24 protein-coding genes are annotated in these 25076 nt (G+C 49.4%); 13 read left to right on the top strand and 11 right to left on the bottom strand.

Features of this window, described 5'->3' with window-relative positions; translation table 11 throughout:
- A partial coding sequence (locus AC1W8Y_RS04805) for a two-partner secretion domain-containing protein (RefSeq protein WP_482013325.1) occupies positions 1–1145 on the bottom strand: 1145 nt, incomplete at its 3' end.
- 379 nt (positions 1146–1524) lie between these two features.
- Here AC1W8Y_RS04805 and AC1W8Y_RS04800 point away from each other — a divergent pair.
- The 6 genes from AC1W8Y_RS04800 (at position 1525) to AC1W8Y_RS04775 (ending at position 8866) form a co-directional block, all read left to right on the top strand.
- Positions 1525–2232 carry a response regulator transcription factor gene (locus AC1W8Y_RS04800; protein WP_482013324.1) on the top strand — a complete coding sequence of 236 codons (708 nt, stop codon included), beginning with the start codon at positions 1525–1527 and terminating at the stop codon, positions 2230–2232.
- Positions 2233–2251: 19 nt separating this feature from the next.
- Positions 2252–3550 (top strand): FecR domain-containing protein, encoded by a 1299-nt coding sequence (locus AC1W8Y_RS04795; protein ID WP_482013323.1) that lies wholly within the window; start codon positions 2252–2254, stop codon positions 3548–3550.
- A gap of 8 nt (positions 3551–3558) precedes the next feature.
- Positions 3559–5829: a CHASE2 domain-containing protein gene (locus AC1W8Y_RS04790; protein WP_482013322.1), complete on the top strand. Its 2271-nt coding sequence runs from the start codon at positions 3559–3561 to the stop codon at positions 5827–5829.
- Positions 5830–5940: 111 nt separating this feature from the next.
- On the top strand, positions 5941–7266 hold the full coding sequence (locus AC1W8Y_RS04785; RefSeq protein ID WP_482013321.1) for an ABC transporter substrate-binding protein: 1326 nt from the start codon (positions 5941–5943) through the stop codon (positions 7264–7266).
- The gene (locus AC1W8Y_RS04780; RefSeq protein ID WP_482013320.1) at positions 7266–8375 is read left to right on the top strand and encodes a S8 family serine peptidase; all 1110 of its coding nucleotides are present in this window, start codon (positions 7266–7268) and stop codon (positions 8373–8375) included. Before AC1W8Y_RS04785 ends, AC1W8Y_RS04780 begins: the two co-directional genes overlap by 1 nt.
- Before the next feature lie 161 nt (positions 8376–8536).
- A complete protein-coding gene (locus tag AC1W8Y_RS04775; RefSeq protein ID WP_482013319.1) occupies positions 8537–8866 on the top strand; it encodes a hypothetical protein in 330 nt (109 codons plus the stop codon).
- 28 nt (positions 8867–8894) lie between these two features.
- Here AC1W8Y_RS04775 and AC1W8Y_RS04770 read toward each other — a convergent pair whose 3' ends face one another.
- Positions 8895–9491, bottom strand: a complete 597-nt coding sequence (locus AC1W8Y_RS04770) for a hypothetical protein (RefSeq protein WP_482013318.1) — start codon at positions 9489–9491, stop codon at positions 8895–8897.
- Between the two features lie 273 nt (positions 9492–9764).
- Between AC1W8Y_RS04770 and AC1W8Y_RS04765 the strand changes: the two genes are divergently transcribed.
- The gene (locus AC1W8Y_RS04765) at positions 9765–10361 is read left to right on the top strand and encodes a helix-turn-helix domain-containing protein (RefSeq protein ID WP_482013317.1); all 597 of its coding nucleotides are present in this window, start codon (positions 9765–9767) and stop codon (positions 10359–10361) included.
- Between the two features lie 21 nt (positions 10362–10382).
- Here AC1W8Y_RS04765 and AC1W8Y_RS04760 read toward each other — a convergent pair whose 3' ends face one another.
- The 5 genes from AC1W8Y_RS04760 to AC1W8Y_RS04740 form a co-directional block, all read right to left on the bottom strand.
- Complete coding sequence (locus AC1W8Y_RS04760; RefSeq protein WP_482013316.1) at positions 10383–10943, bottom strand: DsbC family protein; 561 nt, start codon at positions 10941–10943, stop codon at positions 10383–10385.
- Between the two features lie 60 nt (positions 10944–11003).
- The gene (locus AC1W8Y_RS04755) at positions 11004–11705 is read right to left on the bottom strand and encodes a S8 family serine peptidase (RefSeq protein WP_482013315.1); all 702 of its coding nucleotides are present in this window, start codon (positions 11703–11705) and stop codon (positions 11004–11006) included.
- 170 nt (positions 11706–11875) lie between these two features.
- Positions 11876–14098, bottom strand: a complete 2223-nt coding sequence (locus AC1W8Y_RS04750; protein WP_482013314.1) for a CHASE2 domain-containing protein — start codon at positions 14096–14098, stop codon at positions 11876–11878.
- Positions 14099–14104: 6 nt separating this feature from the next.
- On the bottom strand, positions 14105–14806 hold the full coding sequence (locus tag AC1W8Y_RS04745; RefSeq protein WP_482013313.1) for a response regulator transcription factor: 702 nt from the start codon (positions 14804–14806) through the stop codon (positions 14105–14107).
- Between the two features lie 200 nt (positions 14807–15006).
- Entirely contained in the window at positions 15007–15207 is a 201-nt protein-coding gene (locus AC1W8Y_RS04740; RefSeq protein ID WP_482013312.1) for a hypothetical protein, read from the bottom strand.
- Positions 15208–15455: 248 nt separating this feature from the next.
- Here AC1W8Y_RS04740 and AC1W8Y_RS04735 point away from each other — a divergent pair, with 248 nt between their 5' ends.
- Positions 15456–15806: a hypothetical protein gene (locus AC1W8Y_RS04735; protein ID WP_482013311.1), complete on the top strand. Its 351-nt coding sequence runs from the start codon at positions 15456–15458 to the stop codon at positions 15804–15806.
- On the opposite strand, the gene AC1W8Y_RS04730 is transcribed toward AC1W8Y_RS04735, so the two are convergent.
- The 3 genes from AC1W8Y_RS04730 to AC1W8Y_RS04720 form a co-directional block, all read right to left on the bottom strand.
- Positions 15803–17206 (bottom strand): exonuclease domain-containing protein, encoded by a 1404-nt coding sequence (locus tag AC1W8Y_RS04730; RefSeq protein WP_482013310.1) that lies wholly within the window; start codon positions 17204–17206, stop codon positions 15803–15805. The genes AC1W8Y_RS04735 and AC1W8Y_RS04730 overlap by 4 nt on opposite strands.
- Positions 17207–17271: 65 nt before the next feature.
- Positions 17272–18561: a Glu/Leu/Phe/Val family dehydrogenase gene (locus AC1W8Y_RS04725; RefSeq protein ID WP_482013309.1), complete on the bottom strand. Its 1290-nt coding sequence runs from the start codon at positions 18559–18561 to the stop codon at positions 17272–17274.
- Positions 18562–18738: 177 nt separating this feature from the next.
- A complete protein-coding gene (locus AC1W8Y_RS04720; RefSeq protein ID WP_482013338.1) occupies positions 18739–20019 on the bottom strand; it encodes a dicarboxylate/amino acid:cation symporter in 1281 nt (426 codons plus the stop codon).
- Between the two features lie 339 nt (positions 20020–20358).
- On the opposite strand from AC1W8Y_RS04720, the gene AC1W8Y_RS04715 reads away from it, so the two are divergent.
- The 5 genes from AC1W8Y_RS04715 (at position 20359) to AC1W8Y_RS04695 (ending at position 24744) form a co-directional block, all read left to right on the top strand.
- Complete coding sequence (locus tag AC1W8Y_RS04715; protein WP_482013308.1) at positions 20359–21468, top strand: acetamidase/formamidase family protein; 1110 nt, start codon at positions 20359–20361, stop codon at positions 21466–21468.
- Positions 21469–21689: 221 nt separating this feature from the next.
- Positions 21690–22745 carry a phosphate ABC transporter substrate-binding protein PstS gene (pstS, locus tag AC1W8Y_RS04710; RefSeq protein WP_482013307.1) on the top strand — a complete coding sequence of 352 codons (1056 nt, stop codon included), beginning with the start codon at positions 21690–21692 and terminating at the stop codon, positions 22743–22745.
- Complete coding sequence (locus tag AC1W8Y_RS04705; protein ID WP_482013306.1) at positions 22738–23196, top strand: hypothetical protein; 459 nt, start codon at positions 22738–22740, stop codon at positions 23194–23196. The genes pstS and AC1W8Y_RS04705 overlap by 8 nt, the downstream gene beginning before the upstream one ends.
- Positions 23197–23237: 41 nt before the next feature.
- Positions 23238–23852 carry a nucleotidyltransferase family protein gene (locus tag AC1W8Y_RS04700; RefSeq protein ID WP_482013305.1) on the top strand — a complete coding sequence of 205 codons (615 nt, stop codon included), beginning with the start codon at positions 23238–23240 and terminating at the stop codon, positions 23850–23852.
- Positions 23853–23871: 19 nt separating this feature from the next.
- Positions 23872–24744, top strand: a complete 873-nt coding sequence (locus AC1W8Y_RS04695; protein WP_482013304.1) for an NAD(P)H-hydrate dehydratase — start codon at positions 23872–23874, stop codon at positions 24742–24744.
- On the opposite strand, the gene AC1W8Y_RS04690 is transcribed toward AC1W8Y_RS04695, so the two are convergent.
- On the bottom strand, positions 24727–25044 hold the full coding sequence (locus AC1W8Y_RS04690; RefSeq protein ID WP_482013303.1) for an EAL domain-containing protein: 318 nt from the start codon (positions 25042–25044) through the stop codon (positions 24727–24729). The two genes, AC1W8Y_RS04695 and AC1W8Y_RS04690, sit on opposite strands and share 18 nt — an antisense overlap.
- Positions 25045–25076 lie beyond the last annotated feature (32 nt).

The raw sequence follows: 25076 nt of genomic DNA, 5'->3' as shown, positions 1-25076 counted from the left end.
TTGGCCTTCACGCTCACCCCGTCAGACTTCACCACGTGGGCCGAGGTTTCAATAAAACCACCCACGGCCTCAAGCTTCGCACCACTCACATCCGTGTTAGCGGCTAAGACGCCTGTCGAGGTATCACGACCAATCACGATGTTGCCACCCGCGTTGCTGGCATCGCTACTATTCGCTTTGATACTGCCTGCTACCGCAATCTGACCAGCATCGGCCAGAATCGTCACATTGCCGCCCTGCTTGCCTGACACGTCGATGCTGCCAGAGACCGAAATCGCTGCCGCATCGTTCAAGGCACCTGCCTGGATGTACACCTGACCGCCAGCCGCCTTGATCACCCCATTGCTGGTATTGGTGATCGATGCATTCAACGCGTCAGCACTGACTTCTAACTTGATCTTGCCACTGCTGCTCACGGGCACCGAAATCGAGTTGGCGGCACCCAAATAGGCGGCCCCATTCGGCGCGATGATCTTGCCATCGTTGGTGACACTGGCGCCCAACAGCGCGACGTAGTTACCCTCTTTAGTCTTGATGCGGCCGTGATTCACCACCGCGCCGTTCGACCCATTGCCCTTGTAGTTGTAATTGCCCGCCATGAAATCAGCGTCGCTGATCCCCAAGGTCGAGGCCGTAAACGCGCTCGCGCTCACGCTGCCGTCTTTACCGACGATAATGCCATTCGGGTTAACCAGCACCACCTGACCGTTCGAGGTCAGCTGGCCCATGATCTGGCTGGGGTTATTGCCCGTCACCCGATCCAGTTGCACGCTGGTGCTGCTCGGCTGAACGATGTTGACCTTGGCGCTTGAGCCAATGTCAAAGCTTTGAAAGTTAACAACGGCCTTGTCGGTCGTCTGGTTCAACGTCATGGTGTTGCCAGACTGGCTCACCGTTACCTTACCCTGCGCCACGGCGGCGCCCGTGGGCAATGCGTTGACCGCAGGGCCTGCTGCCCAAGCATTTAAAACCAACGCTAGCGTCGCCGTCAATCCCATCACCGCTGTTTTTGCAAACGCTTGCATTCCGTTCTTGCTAATTGATCGACGGCGCCCCGATCCAGAAACGCATGAGCCATCTTCCCGCACCACCACGAAGAAGTTGCGTGTCTTAGAAAAAATGACTTTGAATAGATTGGAATTCATTTAATCGTTTGCTCAAATTTATTCAACCTGCATCTAAGCCAAATTTGATACGCTCGGCCTAGACAGGACTTAAACCAGCCAAAACCGCTAAGTAATGTTTTTAAAAAAAGAAGAAAATAAAGGTTGAGTGTCAAAATCGCGAAGGTGTTCAAATTAGAAATAAATAAATGAATCAGTGAGTTATCTAACAATTCTTAACACTTTCAGTTTAAAGAATGAGTCAAAATTTGGATATTCGCCAATTGGGCTACAAACTATCGTTCAATTTGTCAAGAGACCGACGGTTTTTGAGAAGCATTGGATATCTGCGACCACATAAACTAAACTGGGTGTTCATTTGCAACTGTCCAAAAAAAGCAACAACTAACTGCTACCAAACATGCATATCGCCATACTGGAAGACGAAGTAACGCTGGCCGAAGAGGTCAAGAGCTGCCTTGAACAAGCCGGCCACTCAGTGAGGGTCTTCTATGACGGCGAGGATCTTCTCAAACACGTGCTGCGCGATACCTTCGATATGTTTGTTCTGGATTGGAAAGTCCCTAAGAAAAACGGTTATGAAGTATTACGGCATCTTCGCGATAACCTAAAGCGTACTGAGCCAATTATTTTTCTGACGAGTACGGACACCGAGGAATCGATCATTGCGGCCCTATCTGCTGGGGCCGATGATTACTGCATCAAACCAGTGAGACTCAATGAATTTAATGCTCGGGTAAATGCCTTACACCGCCGGACAGCGATGCAGTCTTCAGACACCAGTAAAACGAAAGTGATTGCTGGCTTCACCTTTCACAGCAGCAACAATCAGATCGATACGCCTCAAGGGTCTGTCGTCCTGACTGAAAAAGAATTCACGCTGGCTAAGTGTCTTTTTGAAAACCTCGATAGACAAATCGCAAGAACAAGGCTGCTACTTGAGGTTTGGGGGCGCAGTGATGACGAGATATCACGAACGCTTGATGTCCACATTGCTTGGATCAGACGCAAACTCAATATTGGCGCTGGCAGCACTACCGTCAGATTGACTGCAATTTACGGTTACGGCTATCGCTTAATGCAAGTCTTCTCTGAAGACGCACATTAAGACCGAGCCTCCTTTCAACATGCGATTCAAGACAGTCCTTTCAATGGTGCTTGCATTACTACTAGGCCTGATGGGGATTAGCTTTGCGCAAACTGAGCCCAATCCTGAGTTACCGCTGACCTATGCGATTCAATCGGGCGACACGCTCAATACGATTGCACAGAAGTACCTGACCAGCACTGAAGTCGTCACAGAACTGCTTGAGTTGAATCCAGATGTTTCCAGCAATCGACTGCGCGTCGACCAAAAACTGTCGATTCCCCGACGTTTGTTGCGTTATGACAACACAACAGCGTTAATTTCGTACCTTCGGTGCGACAGCCCGATTACTTTGCTCAACACAGGGAAGCCATTGGTGGTGGGTTCCATCGTGTCGCCAGACGATGTGGTGAACGTGCCGCCCATGTGTGAAATGAATTTGAAGTTCAATGACCAGTCAGTCGTGCGCATGCCATCGGGCGGGACGATTAAAATCACCACGTTGCGTATCAATGCGTTACAAAAGACGCCAGAGGTAAAACTCGACTTACTCGATGGTCGCATGGAGCTGAAAATCACGAAACGTGCCCCCAATGACGGTGGCTTTGAAGTGCGTACACCCACATCCGTTGCGGGTGTTAGAGGTACTGAGTTTCGTGTGGGCTATGATCAAGACTCAGGCGCAGGCCAAGTTGAGGTGAGCAGCGGTCTAGTCGCCGCAAGAGGGGCCCAAGACAAGACCAGCGCCCCAGTGTCAGCACAGCGCGGTGTCGCAATCGCCAAGGCAGGGCGAGCCGGCGACGTGGAAGACTTGCCGGGACCAGTCCCCTTCCTAACGGCTCAGACGCAGCAACAACCTAACTGGCTGTTGTTGGTCTTTGGTAAAGTGACTAATGCGAGAAAGTATTTGCTGAGCAAAACGGCCAGCGCCAATGTCAGCAGCAACGAGCCTGCCGAGGCCTTTAATCAGCCTCAGTTTCTTGCTCAAGACCTCAAAACCAAGGCGACGTTTCTCGAATGGACGGGCAAGACGGCCAGCGGCCTGAGTGGCGACGCTCGCAAGTATGGCGTTTGTCTTAGCAAAACAGGCGCTGAACCGTTGCGCTGTGATGTGGTGTTTGACTTGCATGGCATGCGTGACGTTAGACTTTCTCTCGATCGCATTGGTCAAAATGGTCAGCAAATCCTCAACGAGGTGAAACCGTCTGCAAAGATTGTCGAAGCCATCGTGACGGGGCTTCCCGCGGGTCGCTACCAGTGGGAAATCGACTACAAAGCGGGTGACAGCCCAGGCGCACAGCAAAAGGGTGAGTTCGAGCTTGTTGTCGTTAATCGGTAAGCACGACAATGCCTTCGCTGATCAAGCCTGGCAGTTACTTACTCAATTTTGCGGCACTCAGCAAAGACCATAAGAGATACTTAAATGAATGGCTGAGATTATCTTTGGCAGCCATTGCGCTGTTAGCCATTATCGTGTTTGCGACCGAGTTCCCCCTAGGAAACATTTTCTACGATCGAGTCAACACGTTAAAAAGCAAAGCACCGAGCAATCAAATCATCATTGTCACCATTGATGACAGAAGTATTGCAGAACTTGGCTGGCCGATTAACCGACAAGTGTATGGATCATTCTTAAAAAATCTTGCCGATACGGGCAATTATCCTAAAGCCATTGGGTTCGACGTTTTATTCATTGACCCGACAGCAGCAGACAAACCGTTTGGTGATCAACTCGCCCGCCACAAAGTTGTTCTGCCCGCAGAGATTCGATTTAATCCAGAGACCGGGCTGGTCGAGGCCAACGCTCCCCCCTCCTATTTATCGTCTGCGGCCTCCCAAATCGCACAGATCAACGTAACCTTTGATAAAGATGGGGTCATCAGAGGTGCTACCATGACCGAGGCGGGTGTCCCACACCTGGCGCTGGCCTTGTCGGGTCAGTTGCCGGTTAGTTCGAGCTTTGAAAAGACCCCATACCGTCGCTTTACCTTGAGAAACCCAGAAGATGGGTTTCCGACAATTTCACTATCGGACGTGATTCAACCCGGTTACCCCTTATCTATCTTTAAAGACAAATATGTCTTAATTGGTGCGACAGCCCCGAGCTTGGGGGATCATTTTCCGTCGATTTACTCAGGGCAGCAAAAGACAGGCACGCCAGGCGTCTGGTTTCAAGCAAGTTTGCTTGAAGATCTGTTAGAGCATCACTTGATCATGATGGCCACAAAAACGTCGATCTTTGCGATCAGTGCTCTAGCACTCGTGGCGGTCTTACTCGGCATTCTGATGCTGAGCCCAACGGCAGAGATGTTTGTGACCTTGGCAGTAATCGCGCTAGCCGTTGCTTCAAGTTTCGTCGCGTTAACGGAGTGTGATTACTGGTTCGACCCCATGCCGGTGATGGTAGTCATTATCGTTACCAAACTCACGTGGGCTTGGCGGCGGATGCGAATGATCGCCTCTTTTATTGTCTCTCGAACGCGCGATTTGCAGCGTATGGATATCTACTCGCAGAAAAGTCGTCGTTTCAGCTTTACCCAAGACGCAATCCTGGAGTATTCGGATATTTTGGATTCGGCCATCCATACCGCGCGAAACAGGATAGAGAACTTTGGCAAAATCATCAGCAAATTGCCTGAGGCAATGTTGGTTCTAAATCAAGCCAACGATATTCTCTTGGTAAACGATAGATTTCGCGAACAGTTCTATGACAAAGTGCTTCCGTCCTTCAATCGATTCGATGACCTGCTCGCCAGCTGGCAAGTGAGTTCTCAAGCGATGGAGCACGCACTAACCGCTCAGGGAAACGACAAATACCTATTGATCCGCGATGCTCGACAAACCGACAAACGCTACTTTTTGCAACGTGTTGATTACATGTTGGATGATGCGACCAGGCTATATCTATTACTTTTCGTAGATGTCACCGAACTGCTGACCTACCAACAGCAACGCGATCGTACGTTGCAATTGCTATCTCACGACATGCGCACACCAGTCGCCTCGATCACTACGATTGCACGCAGTCTCAAACAGCTCGGTCATGACGATGGAGCAGGCACCGATGCAAGCAGTCGCATTGGCTTTCATGTCAAACGCTTGTTATCCATGATGGATGATTTCATCCTCTCTATCAGAGCAGATGAGAATCAATACAAATTGCAGGCAACGCTGCTTGACAACCTCCTTGATGGTGCCATACACCAAGTGAGTGACTTAGCAAAAGACAAAGCCATGGATATCGTGGTCAATCATGGTGATGATCCTCTATTTGTACTGATCGACAATCGCTTAATGGAACGCGCGGTCATCAACTTGTTGGTGAATGCCATTCGCTACGGTAAAGCTGGTACTGCTATCGAGATTAACATCACGGTCGCACCGCAAGCAGACCTTGAAAAGCGTGTTGTTTGTTTGGTGCAAAATCAGATTGGCGGTCCACTCGCTGATGATGAACGCCCAACTGATATCGAGCGGGGTTTTGGATTGGGCTTGACGTTTGTCGATCAGGTGATCCGAAGACATCAAGGGACAATTGCCCGTCATTTTGATACAGACGCTAACCAGCAAGCTTGGGTGAAATTTGATTTGCCACTGGTAGAAGGATCTATTTGCTAAAAAATAGATGAGCTCAGTTAACAATGCTTAACAAATGCAGTGGATCACTGTGGTTATTATTCAAAAGCACCCAGCCCTTTCACTCGAGCTCACTGGAAACCTGTAAAAATCATGTTTTGGCTATCTGCCCAGAAAGTACGGTCAGGCGATAGCCTTAATGTGCGGCAACCACTGCTGCGGATTTTGGCCTGCTTGGGCTTGTATGTTGGGTTCACCTTCATTGGTGAAACGGCGCACGCAGGTTCTCTGACCATTGAAAGTTGGCGCACAGACGACGCAAAAATCTGGAACACCAAAATCCTCCCCGTTTTTGAAAAATCACATCCCAACATACACATCACGTTCTTACCTAGCAAGAACGTTGAATATGACGAAACCGTCAAAACCAAGCTAAAAAGCAAAACAGCTGGGGATCTGATTACCTGCCGCCCTTTTGATGCCTCACTTGAACTTTTTAGCGCCGGATATTTACTCGAACTCAGCAAAATCATTTCGCTCAACAGTTACCGAGCATTAGCGAAAGCCGCTTGGTCGACAGATGATGGTGCCGCCATATTTTGCCAACCACTTGCCGTCGTTGGTACAGGTTTTTTTTACAACAAACAAATATTCAATCAGTTAAAACTGACTATCCCCCAAACAGAAGCAGAACTTTTTGGTGTGCTTGAGACACTAAAAAAATCGGACAAAGTGGTGCCTATTGCGTTTGGAACCAAAGACAAATGGGAAAGCAGTCAAGTGCTAATGGCCGAGGTGGGGCCTAACCACTGGCGTGGCGAAGTGGGACGAAAAGCGCTGTTAAAAGGTGACCTCAAATTCACTGATTCGGCGTTCGTCGACACCTGGAAGAGTATGTCGCGGCTAGATGGTTACATGCCACTCAATCGAAATAAATTGTCCTATGATCAAGCGCGCAGGCTATTTCTGACTGGCCGCGCGGCAATCTTGCCAGCCGGGTCTTGGGATATCAGTTTTTTTGAGAACGCGGGCATTAAAGATATCGGTGTATTTCACTATCCTGTCGTTAACGCCGACGATCAGTGCTATGTGACCAACCATTTAGATGCGGGGCTTGGGATCAATGCAAACAGCCCAAATCAAGCGGATGCCATCATCTTCTTGAATTGGTTGTCCTCTCGAGAGTTTGCCAATCTTTTCGCAAAATCGCTGACTGGATTCTATCCCTTATCAAGTTTTCCAGTTGTCGCTGACAACGTGCTCGTCAACGAAATGTTGGGGTGGAGAAAGACGTGTAAATCAACCATCAGGCTAAACAGTCAATTCCTTGAACGTGGGCCGGAGTCTGTTGAAAAAATGCTTTGGGACATTGACGCCGAAATATTGAACGAAACCCTTACCCCGGCGGCGGCGGCAAGCAAGTTGCAAAACAATCTAGATTCTTGGTTTTATAAAACGCTGGATGGATCCACCGAGTGATGACACGAACTTCAATTCAAACATTCGGCGGTCAATGGTTGCTGCACTTATTGCTGGGGTTACTGGGCGCGTTGCCGATATTGGCAATGGCCTCGGATCGCGCGGGATGGCATCTCGGTGACGTGAAGAAAGATTTGGTTGCCCCTGCCGCCATTGGCACTTATCAAACAGCGCCAGGTCCACATCAGATTGTCGTCGCCGTGATCGACAGCGGCGTGATCACGTCGCACCCTAGCCTCGATGGCGTGGTACTCGACGGGTACGACATGGTTTCATCGAGCCTCAATACTAGGCAACATCGGTCTGCCAATTTCGCACCTGACGAGCGAGAGGCAAAATGTGGTGGCCGTTTGGTGTCTTCGTCTTTTCGGACACACGGTACCGAGGTCTCTAGTTTAATTGCCGCCAATGGCAAAGGTGGCATGCAAGGGGTGAACCCAAAGGCAAAAATTCTACCCATTCGAGTATTTGGTGTTTGTGGCATGAATGTCAGCGATTTGATTGATGCGATGTATTGGGCTGTGGGTTTTAAGGTTGGCAATCTGCCGGTTAACCCTAACCCCGCCCGAATCATCAACATCAGCATCAGTGGGACCAATCTCGATTGTTCTCCCCCATTACAACAAGCGATCGACCGGCTATCGGACAAAAACATTTTCATTGTCGCGGCGGGTGGCAACAATTTCAATAAGCCATTGGGCGAACCCGCGAACTGTCGAGGGGTTATTTCTGTAGGATCCATCAGTGCCGACAATCGAGTCGAGAGACATTCTGCGCTGGACAGTCGCACTACCATTTATGCCCCAGGTGGGGGTGCAAAACTGAAACAAGAAACCAGCTGGGCCATCAATAAAATCCGTGTTGCGAGTTTTGACCCCAACCCCGGTGGGGGCGAAAATCCCGTCGTCAAAGAAACGGCGGTCGGGACCAGCTATGCGTCTCCAATTGTCGCTGGATATATTTCCTTGTGGCTTTCGTATCACCCTGAAAAAACGCCCAGAGACTGGTTTGCAGAAATTAAAAATGTGCAGCGCCCGGCCCCGATGGTAGAGGCTTGTCCACAGTGTTCGCCAGCGAGCCTGGTAGCAGATCTTAAGAGTCTACGTTAATGTGGTTTAACCGATCAACATCTGTCTTATGTATCGCTCACCTTTGGCGGGCGATTGTCTGCGTCGCTGCTATGGCGGCTGTGGTGCCGGCTCACGCCGAAGATCCCATTTGGACCTGTTCTCGATCAGCACCAGTTGGCGCCCCCAAGTCGAAAGACACGATGTCATTTGATCTGAGCGAGTCAACCACGATTGAGATAGCCTTGATGGATTTATTTCAAATTTATTCTGGCGGCACGGTGTTGATGGGTTCAAAACCGCTCTCGGCTTGCTATATCGAAAACAGCAAACTGACCGAAAGCGCAATGCGTGAAGTAGACGGAGATTCGTCGACGTTGAATGAATTAGCGGCCTCTGATGGAACGACACAGTCCAAAATCTTGTCGGTTCGCAGTGAAGAACAAATGAAAATGTGTATTGCGAAGAACCACCCTGCTGTTGGTTATTTGAGTGGTGTGGTAGAAACGGATGAAATAGGGCCTTGCTTTTAAGGCCGGACGATCCGACCGCATACGTTGGTCAAGACGATTGCCGACTGGCGGCATTCACCACCTCATCGTACCAGATCAAATCATTCATCGAAGCAGGTTTTTTATTGCTTCGATACCAACGATAGATCGTGCTGTGATCTATCTTAATGAATCGATTATTTCGACGCACGCTGCCCACGCGTTCAGAAAACGCTTTCCAGGGCGATCGTTTAGGATCATTCATATCGATCCCGAGCAACAACATCCAATCATCAATAATTTCAACGGCAGAGGCACGCATCAAGCGGCCATATTTTCGGCGGCGCACGACGAGAAGAGACCGAAGACGCGCCAGCAAGATCATATACCCATCTTGACCCAAGACGTAACCTTGTTTGTAAGACTGCAATGACTCCCGAGTGATAGGATTATTGTCAAACTCGCTCAATTCACGACTGAGTTCGAGCCCGCTTAATCCGATCTCGGTGCAGATGGCGTTGATCTCTTGGCAGGCTTCTGAAAACCACTCAGGCCCGGTGCCCCCCTGACGGACTCGTTTTTCTAGCTTGATCTTCGGCTCGACAACGTGGGCTGAATCCTCGGCCGTCGTCAGCGGGATGAGCGAGAAAATAAAATTTGCAGCCATTTCGTTGATTGATCGATTGATTGATTGATTAATTGATGAATTGATGAATTGATCATCAATTAGGCAACGTTAACAGAAGTCGTCCAATCTCGCGGTACGCGCATGGCGTTGAGCTGAGAAACACAGAGTTTCTGACTATTTAATGATTCTTATGAATGTTCAAGATATTTATCGCCATAATTGTGTGTGCCTTTCACCAGCACTTCATTATTATTCGCTCGACAACAACACTGTGAACTACACTAAACTTCAATCGCCTGCGAGATCATCAAAATGGATGATGTGAGCTTTTACGACAATCCAAAAATGCCTGAAGGCAAGGATGGCACGCTTGCACCCGCGGGCAGTGGCCGATCAAAAAAAACGCCCATTGATACTGCCAAAGAACAGGCGATGTTTCTAAAGCGCTTGGCTGCGAAGATGGATGAAAACGGCCATTCTATTGAAGAATTGGCGCATGAAATTGACGTACCGTACAGCTATATTATTGCCATCAAAAACGGGCTTCGTCGAATCGTAAAAGCCGAAGAGTCCACGGTAAAGAAATTCGCCACGTATTTGGACGTACCACTGATTCAAATCTATATCTGGGGTGGCTTTTTCAAACCTGTTGATTTCATCACTAAGCGCACGTTAAAAGACGGTATCAATCAAGCATTTGATCGGATGCAAAATGATCCAATGATGACGACGATTACGCCGAGTGCAGAAGACTGGCACGACGAAAAAAAATGGAGTGAAGAAGCGCAGCTCACGGTCGTTAGGCTGTACGAAATCGTGTCAAATGAGTTGTTCCTCAAGCACGCGAGTTTGGGTATCGATGATGAGGCGGCTGAGAAACTATTTTTAAACTACATTAAACGATATTAATCCCACCGACCCCTGACCCTGTTAATTTCCCAGACTATCTTCGAGGTTATAAGGCGAAAGCGCCCCAAGTTTGATACCACCGTGGCTAAACACAATGGCAGGGGTCGCTGTGATCTTAAGCGATGCAGCGACGGCATTCATTAAATCGATGGGTGCATGACAGCCCTGCACCTCTCGAACGACGCGTTTTGTCTTTTGCCCAAACCATGAGCGCATGGTTGCATCTGCATCACTCGCACACCAAATATAGTCAATCGCGTTTCTTGCTTTCGCTTGCGTTGGATCCAGTGGGAACATGACGGTATAAACCGTTACATTACCCACATACGAAAAGTTTTTTTCTAATTTGGCACAGTATTGGCAATAGGGATCGACGAAAACGATTACTTTGCGCGAACCGTCTCCGATAGTAGTGACGATGGCCGACTTGATGATTTCGTCAAAATCACGAGCCAGCGCAGTGCCAGCAAACTGACCTGTTACCGCATCTTTGAACGCCTCTGGCGAGATGGCATGAGCGAACGTCAACCAAAACGAGAGTCCTAGGTAAATCGGTATTCGCCACCATGCAGCCTTCAACATTATTATCCACCTTCATTTGCGGCACTCGTCATTGCGGTTAGCGACCAAACTCAGCCAATGCTATTTACTCAATTCTCGGCGACTTTTGGTTGCCATTTTTTTTGATTTTTCAACTTCCCCCTGAAAATATTGTTGAATTCGGCTAGCAGCGTGCTCACTGGCAAGCCATGCATTGGAAGGTGCGTCTAACGACAACACCCCGGACACGACTGCGGCAGAGTAGCTTGTGCCGACGTATGAATGACTCCAATGCGGCAGAACATTGGTCTGATCCATATCAACATAGATCCCTTTTTGACTGCGATTGCTGAAATCTGCGGGGATGGTGGTGCCGTGCCGGTACGATCCCACTGCCACAACGCCTTTGCATGAGGCAGGCGTCAACGCCTGATCGAGCCCATCGTTACCCATGGCCGCGACAAACACCATGCCCTCTTTCATTCCTGCATCAATTTTTTGCTGCAATCTAGTGGTACACGGCATGGTCGACACGATACTCATATTGACGATGTGAGGGCGCATCTCTGCCGGTAACTCTGTCAGAAATTCAACCGCGTCAATCAAACCGTTCATGCTGTTACTAATTTTGATTTTCATGACCTCAGCATTCGGATTGACACTGTTGATCACGACCCCCATCGAGTTGCCGTGATCTCGCCTGTCAGGACTAAACAATCCTTTGACATAGTCAAACAAGCGCGGATTCGAAGCGTTTTCTTTACTGGTTTGAACAAAAACCCCGTTGGTATTTTTGTACGACAAATCAATCACTGCTACCGGAGCGGACCAGCAGCACAAACAAAACGATGCAAGCAGCGAACAAAGGACAGATCTTATTAACATCGTAGTCTCCCATTTCATCCCGTGTTGCAAACATAATATATCGAAGATTCTTAAATAGTGTTAAATATTTCTTACTAACTAAAATATTTTTATGCTTCTGCCGGAAGGCAGGGTAAGCGCAGTGTCACGCTAGCGATACCGTTTACTCCCTGAAAATCCTGAGTAAACGTGCCATGATGCCGAGCGACGACTTGTTGAACAAAGGCCAGACCGAGTCCAAAACCCTTGTGGGCGATCTCATGCGGCCCATCAGACCCTTCGACACTCATGACATTTTGTATGGTGCACACCAGTTGAGCCGATCCTGGTATGGCTTGATCAATAGAAACATTCACCGTGATAGTTGAGTTTGGTCGTGAATATCGCACGGCGTTGACAAAGAGATTGACGAGTACGCGTTCAATTAATCGAGGGTCGCACTTTAAATATGGGTAATCTTCGAGATTCAAGTCAAAGATGATCCCCCTGTCATTGGCCAATGTCCGGACCTCATGCAAAGACTGCTCCATGAGAGAATCAAAAAATTGCTCGCTCTGTTCGTAGTGGTCTGCTTCGGCTCGGATTGAATGAATAAAATCATCCATCATTGACAACGTTCTTCTGGCGTGCTTCGCGATCCGGTTTGCCCAGTCACTTGCATCTGTCGCCACGCTAGCCTCCCTGCATAGCATCAGAATACCGGCGACTGGCGTGCGCATATCATGCGATAACAACTGTAGCGTTCGATCTCGCTGATCTTGCAAAGAAATAATCGTGGTTACGTCAACCAACATAATCAGAGAGAGCGTGTCGCGCTCGTTCCAGCTCATATTGACTCGGCTGGGTAAAAACTTATGGCGCTTGCCTTCTCGATCAGTCAACGTGAGGTACTGATCGCCAGCCTTCGACTGCAGTTTGGCCTCAAGCTCAGCAAAGGTCGATCCCGCGCTGATTAATAAATGATCCAGTCGCGCTGGGGCATCCAACATGCCAGCGGCAAATAAACCGCTAAACTTATCATTGTGGAGAACCACTCGGTGATCTGGCCCCATGATGAACATGGCTTCTGGCAAGTTATCAATCGTTGCTTTTAAGTTATTGAAGCGATTTTTAACCGAGAGAATCGCTATATTTAAAATGCCGGCAGTCTGCGTGAAAGTGCCGCTGCGAGACTTTTCCGTTCGAGTGGACGGTTGGAGCACTTGCAGATCCAACGTCTTTTGCTGCACATAAGAAACAATCGTCTGCATTTGGGTCCAAGACCAGACCAGCTTGAGAAGCGGTATGGCGATCAGCACGGGGGTTGGATCAATCCAATACTTGGCAAACAGCAATAACAGCCCGCTGAAAAGCGCAAATACAATCAAAATCGATAGGGTCACAAACAGCTTGACTGACGGCGACAAGAATAAATACCCGAGCATCACCACACAAAGGATCAAGCCGTAGACAGCGAGTAATAACCATAAAGGTGCAACATCGATTAGGTGATCGTGCAGGAGGGCATTCAACACACTCGCGTTGTACATGACCCGAGCGGTATCAACCTGCTTTTTCCCGCTACTGCTCGACGGATAGCGGTCGACTAGCGACTGCGCAGTGACGCCAACCAAAACATAAGCATCTTTGAAGGTCGACAGGGGATAATTGGGTGACAACGCATCAGCCAGAGAGATGGTAGTAAAACCAAAACGCGGATTGACGAGTTTGAAGCGCTTTAAGCTCGTCTCTTTTGGATCAAAGGACGCACTTTTACCCGACAAGGACAAGGCCAACTGCGGAATGCCCGAGTCGAACAAGTAAACGCTACGAATCAATCCGTCGTCGTCAATTGAAAAATTAATATGGGCAATCAACGGCGAACCACTCGGAGGCCCAATCGCCAACGTCTGAGGGATTTTCTCGCCTGTTAGGCGCCCTGGTACCATCTGGGTAGCAACAAATGTGCCGGTGCTCTGAAGCACTGACCAGATTAAAGAGTCATCTGGCGTCGGCTCTAGCATCAGCAGGTCAAGTCCAATCGCACGAGGCGAATTTCGTGTCTGGTCAAGGCGCAGCAGAAAATCGGAATAATGCTTTCGAGGGATTGGCCAACCACCAAACTCATTGATGGTCCCTTCATCGATCCCGACAACAATAATATTTTTATCGGGGACTTCAACGCTCAGTCGCTGAACATAATCGTAAAAAACGTTGCTGATATTTTTAAAAGCACCGAAGGAGACAAGCAGCGACACAACCATTAACGACACAACGAGAAGCCATGACCATCGTCTCAACAGTACCGGATTAACTGCACCGAATTCTTTCAAAAACTGTTTAACAATCGACACAAATTGTTACTCGTCAGGGAAAATTTGCATCAGCCTATAGCCGAACCCATAGATTGATGAGAGGCGAACCTGCTTATTTTCAGGCCCGAGCTTGAGATGCCTTCTAATTCGTGCAATGTGCACATCGAGCGTGCGCGAGAACTCATCTGCGGTTGTCCCCCAGATCGTCATTAAAATTTTTTGCCTCGGCACGGGTCGGTTCAATTCAGAAAACAGCAATTGGGCGAGCGCAAACTCGCGATCGCGCAACTCAAGCTCGGTGCCGTCGAAAGAGACCACCGAACGAGCCGTATCAAAGGTGTATCCACAAACGGTTTTGAGCGCGGTTGGTTCAACTGAGGTTCTGGCAACGCGTCGGTCAACAGAATGTATTCTCGCCAAGAATTCGTTGAGCCGAACCGGTTTGACGCAGTAATCATCTGCGCCGTTATTTAATACATGGACGATTTCTGGCTCAGACGTCACACTGGTCAAAAATATCACCGGCTCAGTCATATTGAGTGCCTGACGGATGTGTATCAGCACATCAAGGCCAGTTGCCTTGGGAACGTTCCAGTCCAGCACATAGAGGTCGAATAGACCTCGTCTTAAGATTCTGAGTAGCGCATCGCCGTCTTTAAACACCTGAGAGGTATGACCAGCTTCAGATAGAAGCTTTTGCAGACCGTTTGCCAAGGTTGCATCATCTTCCAAAATCGCAATATTCAATCGTTACCCCAAATCCAACCCGAAAACGCCTGAGTGCGTCTGCCTGACTACAGTATTATTACAACAGCAACGGGGATTTGACGCAAACAACTTATGTGATGTTTCTTGCTTAGTGGTAAATGCTAACGCACTTAGCCAAAGAAACATTGTTCAATTTGATAGGCCTGATTACCCAACCATCAAGCTTGAGACGCGCGTCTTTATAGCGAGTAAGCAGAGGTATTCACGGCTTTGCGAGTGTCAGCCGCAATCAGTTGCATCTTGTTTTCCATTTGTTTTTCAAACCACATCGAAAACATGGTGATGTCTCGTTGCTTCAAAAACGTGCTTGCAAGATCTTGTTGCTCTTCCGCGGTCAAGGAATTGAACCGCTGGCTCATCGATTCAGCATTGTTATCCATTATTACTCCCTGCGTGAGATAATCACTGTACCGATTTTGATTGAGACAATTTGTTAACAATCGTTAAAAGACGGATCAATTAACAACACAACTTGTAGGGGCATAGGCAAATACCTTATCCAGTTTACGATCGTTAACATTGTCATCGAATTTGTCTTGTATCTTTGCACCATGCTTGGCTCAACAGCCGCTGAATTGCTGCGAATTTGGTCTGACGAATGAGCGTCGGCTTACGCAAAAGGATTGACATGAACAATCGCTCTGCCTCACGTAAACCAGCGGACGATGGTGTGTTGCTGACCTACGTCCTTGGATCGCAAGAAATCAAAGGGGTGGATCTGTTCAATCCCACTCACGTCGCTGATCATTTATCAGAAGATATTTCAGTCGACGCGATGATTACCGCCACCCGACTGATGTTGAGCAAAGTGCAGGCAGGGAATTTGTCGGTTCAGCAATTGACTAAATGGGTTGACGAGTTGGCCTATCAGCGAACCGGGCTATTGCCTACTAAAGACATGAGCCCAGCGCTTATCGATGAGATCAATCGCTTGCCGTTTAAGACAAAATCAAAACCAAAGTTAAGAGCAGTGCTCTAATCGCGTTGCAACGACGCTTGAATATCGGCAATCAAGAGTAATCGGTTCGACGGCAACATACTCAGCGTTTTTTTCAAAATCTTGTAAATATCAACATCAAAATCCGCCTCTGCGCGGCGTGTGAGCGATAACAATTCTTCTTCGTCGCGAGCGACCCCCAGATAGCACCAGCGATGGACGACATGCAGACAATCATTTTCTTTGATCGCAATTGGCCCTGAGTAAGGCCAAACACGAATCTTTAATGCTTCAAAGGCAGCCTTTACCCTGAGGTTATGACTTGCAATAGGTTCAACCCCGACGCAGGCGCCACGGCAGACCTTCAGTTGAAATCCAAAACAGGGCTTGCCCGAGGTGGTTTTTTCAATGCCCAACACCGCTTCGCATAAATGATGTTTTTTTGCCAGCGCACGTAAACACAAGTTGGCTTCTCTCTTGCCGCTAAACACACCGTAAAGATTGTCTTGAATGCCTGGTAGAAGCCGAGCATGATTGACTAATTCAAGATGCAACGCGCCTGCTGTCGTTGTTTGAATCTGCCAGGCACACAAATCCTTTGAGCGCCTGAGTTTAATGTTCATTAAGGGCAAATGCCGTTTGATCATGGTGGATTCAAGCAGTAAGGCGCCGACTTCACCAGAGGTTTCAATCCAGCCAATATCCCTCACCTGAAGCGCCAGCTTCATCTCTTTACGGTTCGTCAGCGCGGCTTGAAAATGACTCATCACACGGGTTCTCATGTGAATACTCTTGCCAATATATAGAGGTGCACCGCCTTCGGCGTAGAAGGTATAGACCCCTGCCGTATCTGGGATAGCGTCAATTAGCGCTTTATCAATATTGGGCGGCACACTCGCAGAACCCAACAAATCGGTGACTTCTGCCAACAGTCGCTCGAGACCAAATGTCGCTTCGCAGACGCGCCAAAATTGCAACAGCAAATCTGCGTCACCCAGCGCGCGATGCCTCGCACTGACCTCAAGGCCATGCCTCTCTATCAAAGTATCGAGGTTGTGTCTTGACTCACCAGGAAAGAGCCGTCGCGACAGCTTGACGGTGCAGAGTACTTTAGGTTTGAAATCAATATCGACCCGTTTAAACGCGGCTTTGAGAAACCCATAATCAAACCGAGCATGGTGGGCAACAAAAATCTTATTTTCTAGCACCTGGTACAACTGGTGAGCAATTTCGTCAAAACGGGGGGCATCCTGCACCATTTTCGGACAAATGCCGGTTAATCGCTGAATGTTCTCCGGTATCGACGTCTCGGGATTCAGAAGTTGATCCCACGTCTCAATGTCTTGGTTGTGGTGAAGCGTTTTGACTGCCACTTCAGTGATGCGATCTCTTTCGAAATGCGACCCTGTCGTTTCTATATCAACGAAAGCAAAATTGAACAAGGTGAGGCGCTCTGAGGTAGGTTTAAGAAAACCTCAGATGCGCCCGAGGCTTTCGCACACTCAGTTTACGGGTAAATGCCTCGTTGATTACGAGCATCGAGAACACGGATACACGCAATCACAAAAGTCGATTCACGCAAGGTGAGCATTTTCTGTTGTGAATGACGATAAACCGCATCAAACGCGCCCACCATGATTTTCTCAAGACGCGCATTAATTTCTTCTTCTGTCCAGAAGAAACTCGAAAAATCCTGAACCCACTCAAAGTAACTAACTGTCACGCCTCCAGCGTTTGCCAGCACATCGGGCACCACCATAATATTTCTGTCGCGCAAGATAAGATCTGCCGTCGGTATGGTCGGGCCATTGGCACCTTCGACGACAAATTTGGTTTTAAGGTTTCTCGCTCTGTCGTCCGTGATCTGGGATTCAAGGGCAGCGGGAATCAAGAAATCAGACTCAACCAGCCAGAAGTCAGCCCCGTTGATATGCGTAGCACCTTCAAAACCAGCCAAGCTTTTATGCATATTGCAATAAGCCTGCGCCGCTGCAACGTTAATCCCTTGGGCATTGAACACCGTGGTCTCATGGTCTTGGATAGCCACTACTTTTGCGCCCGCTTCTGAGAACATTTTGGCGCTAATCGCGCCGACGTTGCCAAAGCCTTGAATGGCGACCCGGGCGCCTTGTATGCTCACCCCCGCCCGCTTGGCCGCTTCTCGTGCGCAAATAAACACCCCGCGGCCAGTCGCCTCACGACGGCCAAGCGACCCACCCAAAGAGACGGGCTTGCCCGTGACCACCCCCGAGGTCGTCTGGCCAGCACCTTGTGAATAGGTGTCCATCATGATGGCCATGGTATGTTCGTTGGTACCCACATCCGGTGCTGGGATATCTTTTTGAGGCCCAATCAGAAAACTGATCTCACTGGTATAGCGGCGGGTTACTCGATCAATCTCGGCCGCACTGTACTGACGCGGATCTATCCGAACACCGCCTTTCGCCCCACCGAATGGTAGGCCAACCGCTGCATTTTTGATCGTCATCCAGCCACTCAAAGCCATCACCTCATTGAGCGTGACGTCTTGGTGAAAACGAACGCCACCCTTACCCGGACCTCTCGAAATGTTGTGTTGTACACGGTAACCCTCGAAGTGAGCGACTGAGCCATCATCCCGAATAATGGGAACATCAACAATCAATACCCGTTTAGGGTGCAATAAACTTTCAACCCAGCGCTCGAGATCGCCCAGATGGTGCTTGATCGATTCAACTTGTGAAACGAAATTGCTCCAGGGTGCTGGGCTTTCTAGATCCAGATAGCTGGGGAAAATTGATTGGTTCATTTTTTTCATCCTAAATGCTCTCACTGTTCTACTACTTTCACGCGATACAGAATTCTTTTTCAGCAAAGCGCTTTGCCATAAAAAAGGGCCAGACGTTGAGGCCTGGCCCATCTACATTATATTTTACTCGGTACCACCACGCATTAACCAGCCGCTTTCATCATCAGTGTTAACCATGCACGTTCATTAAGCAGCTGCTTTTAATGACTCATGATGATTTTGTTGAGTTTCGTCGTCGTAGCCGTTTTCAAACTTTGCCACAACAGCAGTTGCAATCGAGTTACCCACTGCGTTAGTTGCAGACCGGCCCATATCCAAGAACGTGTCAACGCCCATGATCAAGAGCAAACCAGCCTCGGGGATGTTGAACTGATTCAACGTTGCCGCAATAACCACCAGCGACGCACGTGGGACACCAGCCATCCCTTTCGAAGTCAGCATCAGCAAAAGCAACATGGTGATCTGTGTACCAATCGGCAAATCGATCCCATAAGCTTGCGCGATGAAGAGTACTGCAAACGTGCAATACATCATCGAACCATCGAGGTTGAACGAGTAACCCAACGGCATCACAAAGCTGCTGATCTTACGTTTGATACCAAATTTGTCGAGTGCCTCGAGAATTTTGGGGTAAGCGGCTTCTGAAGATGCTGTCGAAAACGCCAGCAAGAAAGGCTCTCTCACGAGTTTCACCAGGGTGAACACCCGTTTGCCAATAAACAGGTAGCCCGCAAAAATCAACAGCGCCCACAACACAATCAGACCAAAGTAGAAGCTGGCCATGAACTTAGCCAAGGGGATCATCACCGCAATCCCCTGTGTCGTCACTATGGATGCTGTCGCAGCAAACACGGCAAGCGGCGCCATGTACATGATGGCACCAGTGATGCGTAACATCACATCGGCAAGCCCTTCAATCGTTTCGAGCAAGACCTTTGCCTTGGCACCCAGGGCACTGATTGCGGTCCCAAAGAAAATAGAAAACACAACGATTTGCAGAATTTCGTTGGTCGCCATCGCTTCGGCAACAGACTTGGGTACCAAGTGCTCAACAAACGCAGCCAGTGTAAATGCCGTCGCCTTCAGACCTGAACTCGCAGTCACGTCCGGCAGGGCCAGTTGAATGCCCACGCCTGGACGAAGCCAATTCGCTAACAACAGACCAAGCATCAGTGAAGCGAGTGAGGCCGTGACAAACCAGGCAAGCGCCTTGGCACCGATACGACCAACCGATTTGGTGTCGCCCAAGTGACCAATGCCAACCACCAAGGTCGAAAATACCAAGGGGGCAATGATCATCTTGATCAAGCGCAAAAACACGGTCGTCACTATATTGATATAACCCGAGACGACCTGCGCCTCTTTGGGGTTTGGCAATCCCTCATGCACTAGGTAGCCCACGACAAGGCCAAGCACCAAACAGACCAAAATCCATGTCGTCATGGTTTGACGTTTTACAAACTGCATCATGTAAGAAACTCCCTGCCAGTCCCTCAGCACATGGCCGTCGACTGGCTATATTTTTTAAATTGGCGAGCTAACCTTCACCACTCTTGGTCTTCTTGAGAAAGACTTGGCGCAGATATTACGAGAGGTTTGCAACGATGGGTGCAGCAGTTAACAATAGTTAACTATTTTTTCGCCGAATTTAAGACTTTTTTAATGTTATTTAAACGAAGTTGTGTTACAGAAACATTAGGATTAACCCTAGGTTTTTGCATCATTCACCGATCATCCGGCTGTTAAGATTTGAGTAATCACAAATGTGGTTCGGTTTTCGAGTCTTCACTTTCACGAGAGTTTCTTTTGAAATCCATTCGCATCCATCGCGACCGTCGCTTGCGCGATGACCCAGGCACTGGCCATAACCGCTGGCATCCTGATATTGAACCTATCGTCGAAGTGGCGCCTGGTGAAGATATCTTGCTTGAAACGCGTGATGCCGCAGACGGGCAGGTCAAGCCTGATATGTCATTTCAAGATTTAGCAAAGAATGACAAAAAAGCGGGGCACCCTCTGACTGGCCCGGTCTTTGTCAAAGGGGCTGAGCCTGGCGACATCCTTGAAGTTGAATTCGTTGAGATGACCCCACAGCCTTATGGTTGGACGGTCATTCGACCCGGCGTTGGGTTTTTGCGTGAGGTGTTCGACGCTGAATTTCTCGCGCATTGGCATGTCGATGGAAAATTTGCCCGATCCCCGCAAATACCGGGCGTTCGAATCCCGGAAGGGATCTTTATGGGTACAGCTGGCGTGGCGCCCTCTCATGAACAGATGCGTCTTTGGACGGCACGCGAAGCTGATCTGGTACGCCGTGGTGGGATTGCACTGTTGCCCGACTCGCAAGACGCAGTCCCTAGCGTTGAACCGCTCGCAAGCGAGGGCTTGAGAACGATGCCACCCAGAGAGAATGGTGGCAACGCTGATATCAAACAACTGACGCGCGGCTCGAGACTGCAATTGCCTGTCGGGGTCGCTGGCGCCCTATTTTCAACTGGCGATGCCCATTACGCGCAAGGCGACTCTGAGTGCTGCATCACCGCAATTGAAATGGGTGCCACAGCGATTGTCCGCTTTCACCTATTGAAAGGTGAAGCAACGCGCCGCAAGATGCGTTTTCCACGGTTTTCGCATCCAGGATATTTTGCCGCACCTGAGTGGGCAGCGCCGCACAACTTCGTGGCAACCACAGGGCTACCCATCCATGCTGACGGTACTCAGGGTTGTGAAGATCTGACGCTCGCGGCCAGAAACGCCGTCCTAGAGATGATCGCCTTGCTGGGCGAGCGAGGCTTTAGTCGCGAACAAGCTTATGTCATCTGCTCACTGGCTGTTGATCTGCGCATCAGCAACGCCGTCGACCTGCCAAACGTCTGCGTCAGCGCGCTGCTACCCGAGGCGATCTTCGAGCGTTAGCCAGTAAAAATAGAACAGTTGAAACTAAGGCTTTTTCAGTCAAATGGGGTGTCAACTATTCATCGTGCTTTCGATCAGGGTTGGACGCTGATGAAGCACCTCGGGACATCACTCAATTTGACAATGATCTGCAAAAATACATGGTACAAAGCTCGTCAGCTTGTACAAACAACACGGGTTGCTTAGACCCCGTCGTGTTCGCCTCAACGAGAGAATCTGTCGTGCGTTTTCTAAATTTGCTTATCGTCTTCAGTTGTAGCTACCTGCATATCAGCGCTTTTGCAGCCGACAACAGCATCGTCGGTGCCGGGTCTTCACTGGCCTCTGCGATCGTACAGGACTGGTCAAAAGCATTCGCCGCTCAGTCTCAGAATCCCTTGCAAGTCACCTACTTGCCCTCTAGTTCAGGCGAAGGGATACGCAGCATCACCACTCGCTCGGTTGATTTTGGGGTGAGCGATATCCCACTGACGGCGGCTGATCTGTCCCATGACGATTTAATTCAATTCCCGCTCTCAATCAGCGCGGTGGTACCGATCTATCATTTGCCAGCTGCTGGTGACCGCCCGTTGAAATTATCGGCTTCAGTACTGGCGGACATCTATCTTGGCAAAATCACCTATTGGGATGATCAGGAGATCATCGCAAACAACCCAAGCATTCACCTACCACACACCGCGATCGTGCCGTTTCATCGCGCAGACAACTCGGGTACCAGTTACACCTTCACGTACTACCTGGCAAAAAATAGTGAGACATGGAGCCGCACAGCGGGCATTGGCTCTCGCTTGAATTGGCCGATCAAAGGCGCAGGTGTAAAAAGCGGATCTGGCATGAAGCAAAGTGTGCAAGAGACGATTGGCAGTATTGGTTATCTAGAATATGGGCAAGCGGTCAGCGCCAACATCTCGCGTATTACCTTGAAAAACAGCAGCGGCGAGTTTGTTGAAGCTAATTTGGATTCGATCAAAGCAGCGAGCCAACGACTAGAGTGGGCTCGAAATAGTTTTTACGAGATTTTGGTGGATGTGCGCGGCAAAGATTGCTGGCCAATCCTCGCTGTCTCATATGGCTTAATCCATAAAACGAGCGGCGCCCAAAGTAAAACTAAAAGCACTATCGAGTTCATGCACTGGATCTATCACCACGGGCAAGTGATCGCTCAACAGAACAACCTCTTGCCGCTAGAAAATCAAAAACTGATTCAGCAAATTGAAACCGTATGGTCTGAACTACGCGATGAATCTGGCAAACAACTTTGGGTGTCTCATGATTAGCAAATCACCGATGCGCAGAGTCAACAAATCATTCGTCCCGACTGCTTTCCTTTTGTGTTTAGCTACCTTTCTCGTCATCGAGACGTCGGATGTAGGTGCCAAAGGTGGTAACAGCGGCAAACACACTGATCGGGTTTTTCGTGAATTGGTTGTCAAAGGCGAGCGACCCGAAATCGTTAGCTGTTTGTTAACCACGATCGAAAACGTAAAGACTGATCAACGGTTCAGTGAAATCATTATCCCTGACGATGTTTCTGACACCGCCGTGCTTCAAGAAACTATCACGATGAATAAACTGGTGAGAACCATTGGGTTTTCTGCCTTGGCAAAGGACCGAAAGCACGGGGTCATCAGACTGAACTCTTGGTCTGAGGTCAACGTGACCTGTAACCAACAAAACGAAGCTACAGTAACGACCACCATCGTTTTAGCGCATGGATTTGGTCGTTAAAGGCTTCATCATCGTCCAGCAAGCATGCGCGATCTGAAATCATGATAGGCGCTATCGTGCTTGCGGCTGGCTCAGCCACGCGGATGGGGCGACGTCCGAAATGCCTTCTCGAACTTGACGGGATATCGTTGATTGAACGTCAGTTGACAGCGCTTTTAAAGGCAGGGATCGGCGAAATCGTCGTAGTGTCGGGACACTATGCGCAACAAATTGAACCTCGCCTTAAAGGATTCCCTGTTTTACTCATCCGTAACCCTAACCCGGATGACGGACAAATTTCCTCATTGCGACTTGGTCTAAACGCCTTGCCTGTCGGGGTTGAGGCGGTCATTGTCGCACTGGCGGATCAGCCACTCATTCAGTCACAAGATATTCAAGACTTGCTCAACGCCTATCAACAACGCCCGCGGGGCCGTGACTTAGTTGCACCCTACGTTGATGGCTCTCCGGGCAATCCGGTGATCTTTAGTGCGAGCGTCAAGCAAGAAATGCTCGACGGTGATGCCAACGTGGGTGGAAAGCAATGGCGCGCTGCCAATCGTGATCGTGTACATCAGTGGTCGTCATCTAACCAACACTACGTCATTGATGTAGATAGCCCTGATGACGTTGTACGGCTCGCACAGAACACAGGTCATCAGTTAAAGTGGCCATAAGCCCTCTTTGGATACGCCGATGAAAACGCTCGACGCCTTTGGTTATATGCGCCATCTTCGCCGAGAACCAGCGGCCCACAAAGGCAACAACGGCAAAGCCCTTTTAGTCGGTGGGGCACCGACCATGGCTGGTGCTTTGGTGCTGGCGGGCAGAGGCGCCCTCTATAGTGGCGCGGGCTTGACCGTCTTGATGATGCTAGACTCACTTAGCGCACACCTTGTTCCTGAACAACCGGAACTCATGATGCACGATGCCACACAATGCCTTGCGCTTGAGGCCTTACGGCAGATTGAGCCTGCAGTAATCGGCATCGGGCCGGGGATGGGCTCGAGCGCTCACGCTAAACAATGGCTCTCGGCGGCACTGCAATGGGATGGCCCGTTGATTATCGACGCAGACGGGCTCAATTTGCTATCGGCCAACCCACACTTGTTAGCGCAGGTAAAGCAACGAGTGCGCGGAACCGTACTGACCCCTCATCCCGGCGAAGCTGCGCGGCTACTCGCATGCAACACCACTGAGATTCAGCACGATCGCGAATCAGCTGTTCATGCGCTCGTTCAAGCGACCAACGCCGTGGTTGTTCTTAAAGGACATCACACACTGATCGCCGCACCAGGGCACGAGACGGTTAAATGTCTACAAGGGAACCCCGGGATGGCAGTCGCTGGCATGGGAGACATACTCACCGGCAGCCTCACGGGCGTCGTGGCGCAAGGGGTATCCGATAGACTCAGCCTTTGGGATGCTGCGTGTTTAGCGGTTGAACTACACGCCACCGCTGGGGATCAACTCGTGCAGAAAAATGGTGGACCGATTGGTTTGACCCCTAGTGAAATGGCGCCCGAGATTCGCCATCTCATGAATGTCGAATTAGCTCGATTCAACTGACGTCACGATAGGCGGATTCGCATCGTTTGCACACCCCATTTCGATGAGCGTCGTGCCAGCCTCAATGGTTTCAACACCCTCTGCGATGACTTGCCGTTTGAAAATTCGAGCGAGTTCAATGATGGCCCTAACGATATCGGCATTTCGTTCATTTAGCCCGTCGTTAAGCACAAAATCTTGATCAATCTTGATCGTATCAAAGGGGATCTTTCTTAAATAAGTCAATGACGAATAGCCAGAACCAAAATCATCCACAGAGAATTTGAACCCTAGACCGCGCAGCGCTTCAATCACCCGCACTGCGTCACCGATAAGACCAACAAACCATTTTT

The organism is Jezberella sp., assembly GCF_964834465.1.
This window is presented reverse-complemented; position numbering and strand designations above follow the sequence as displayed.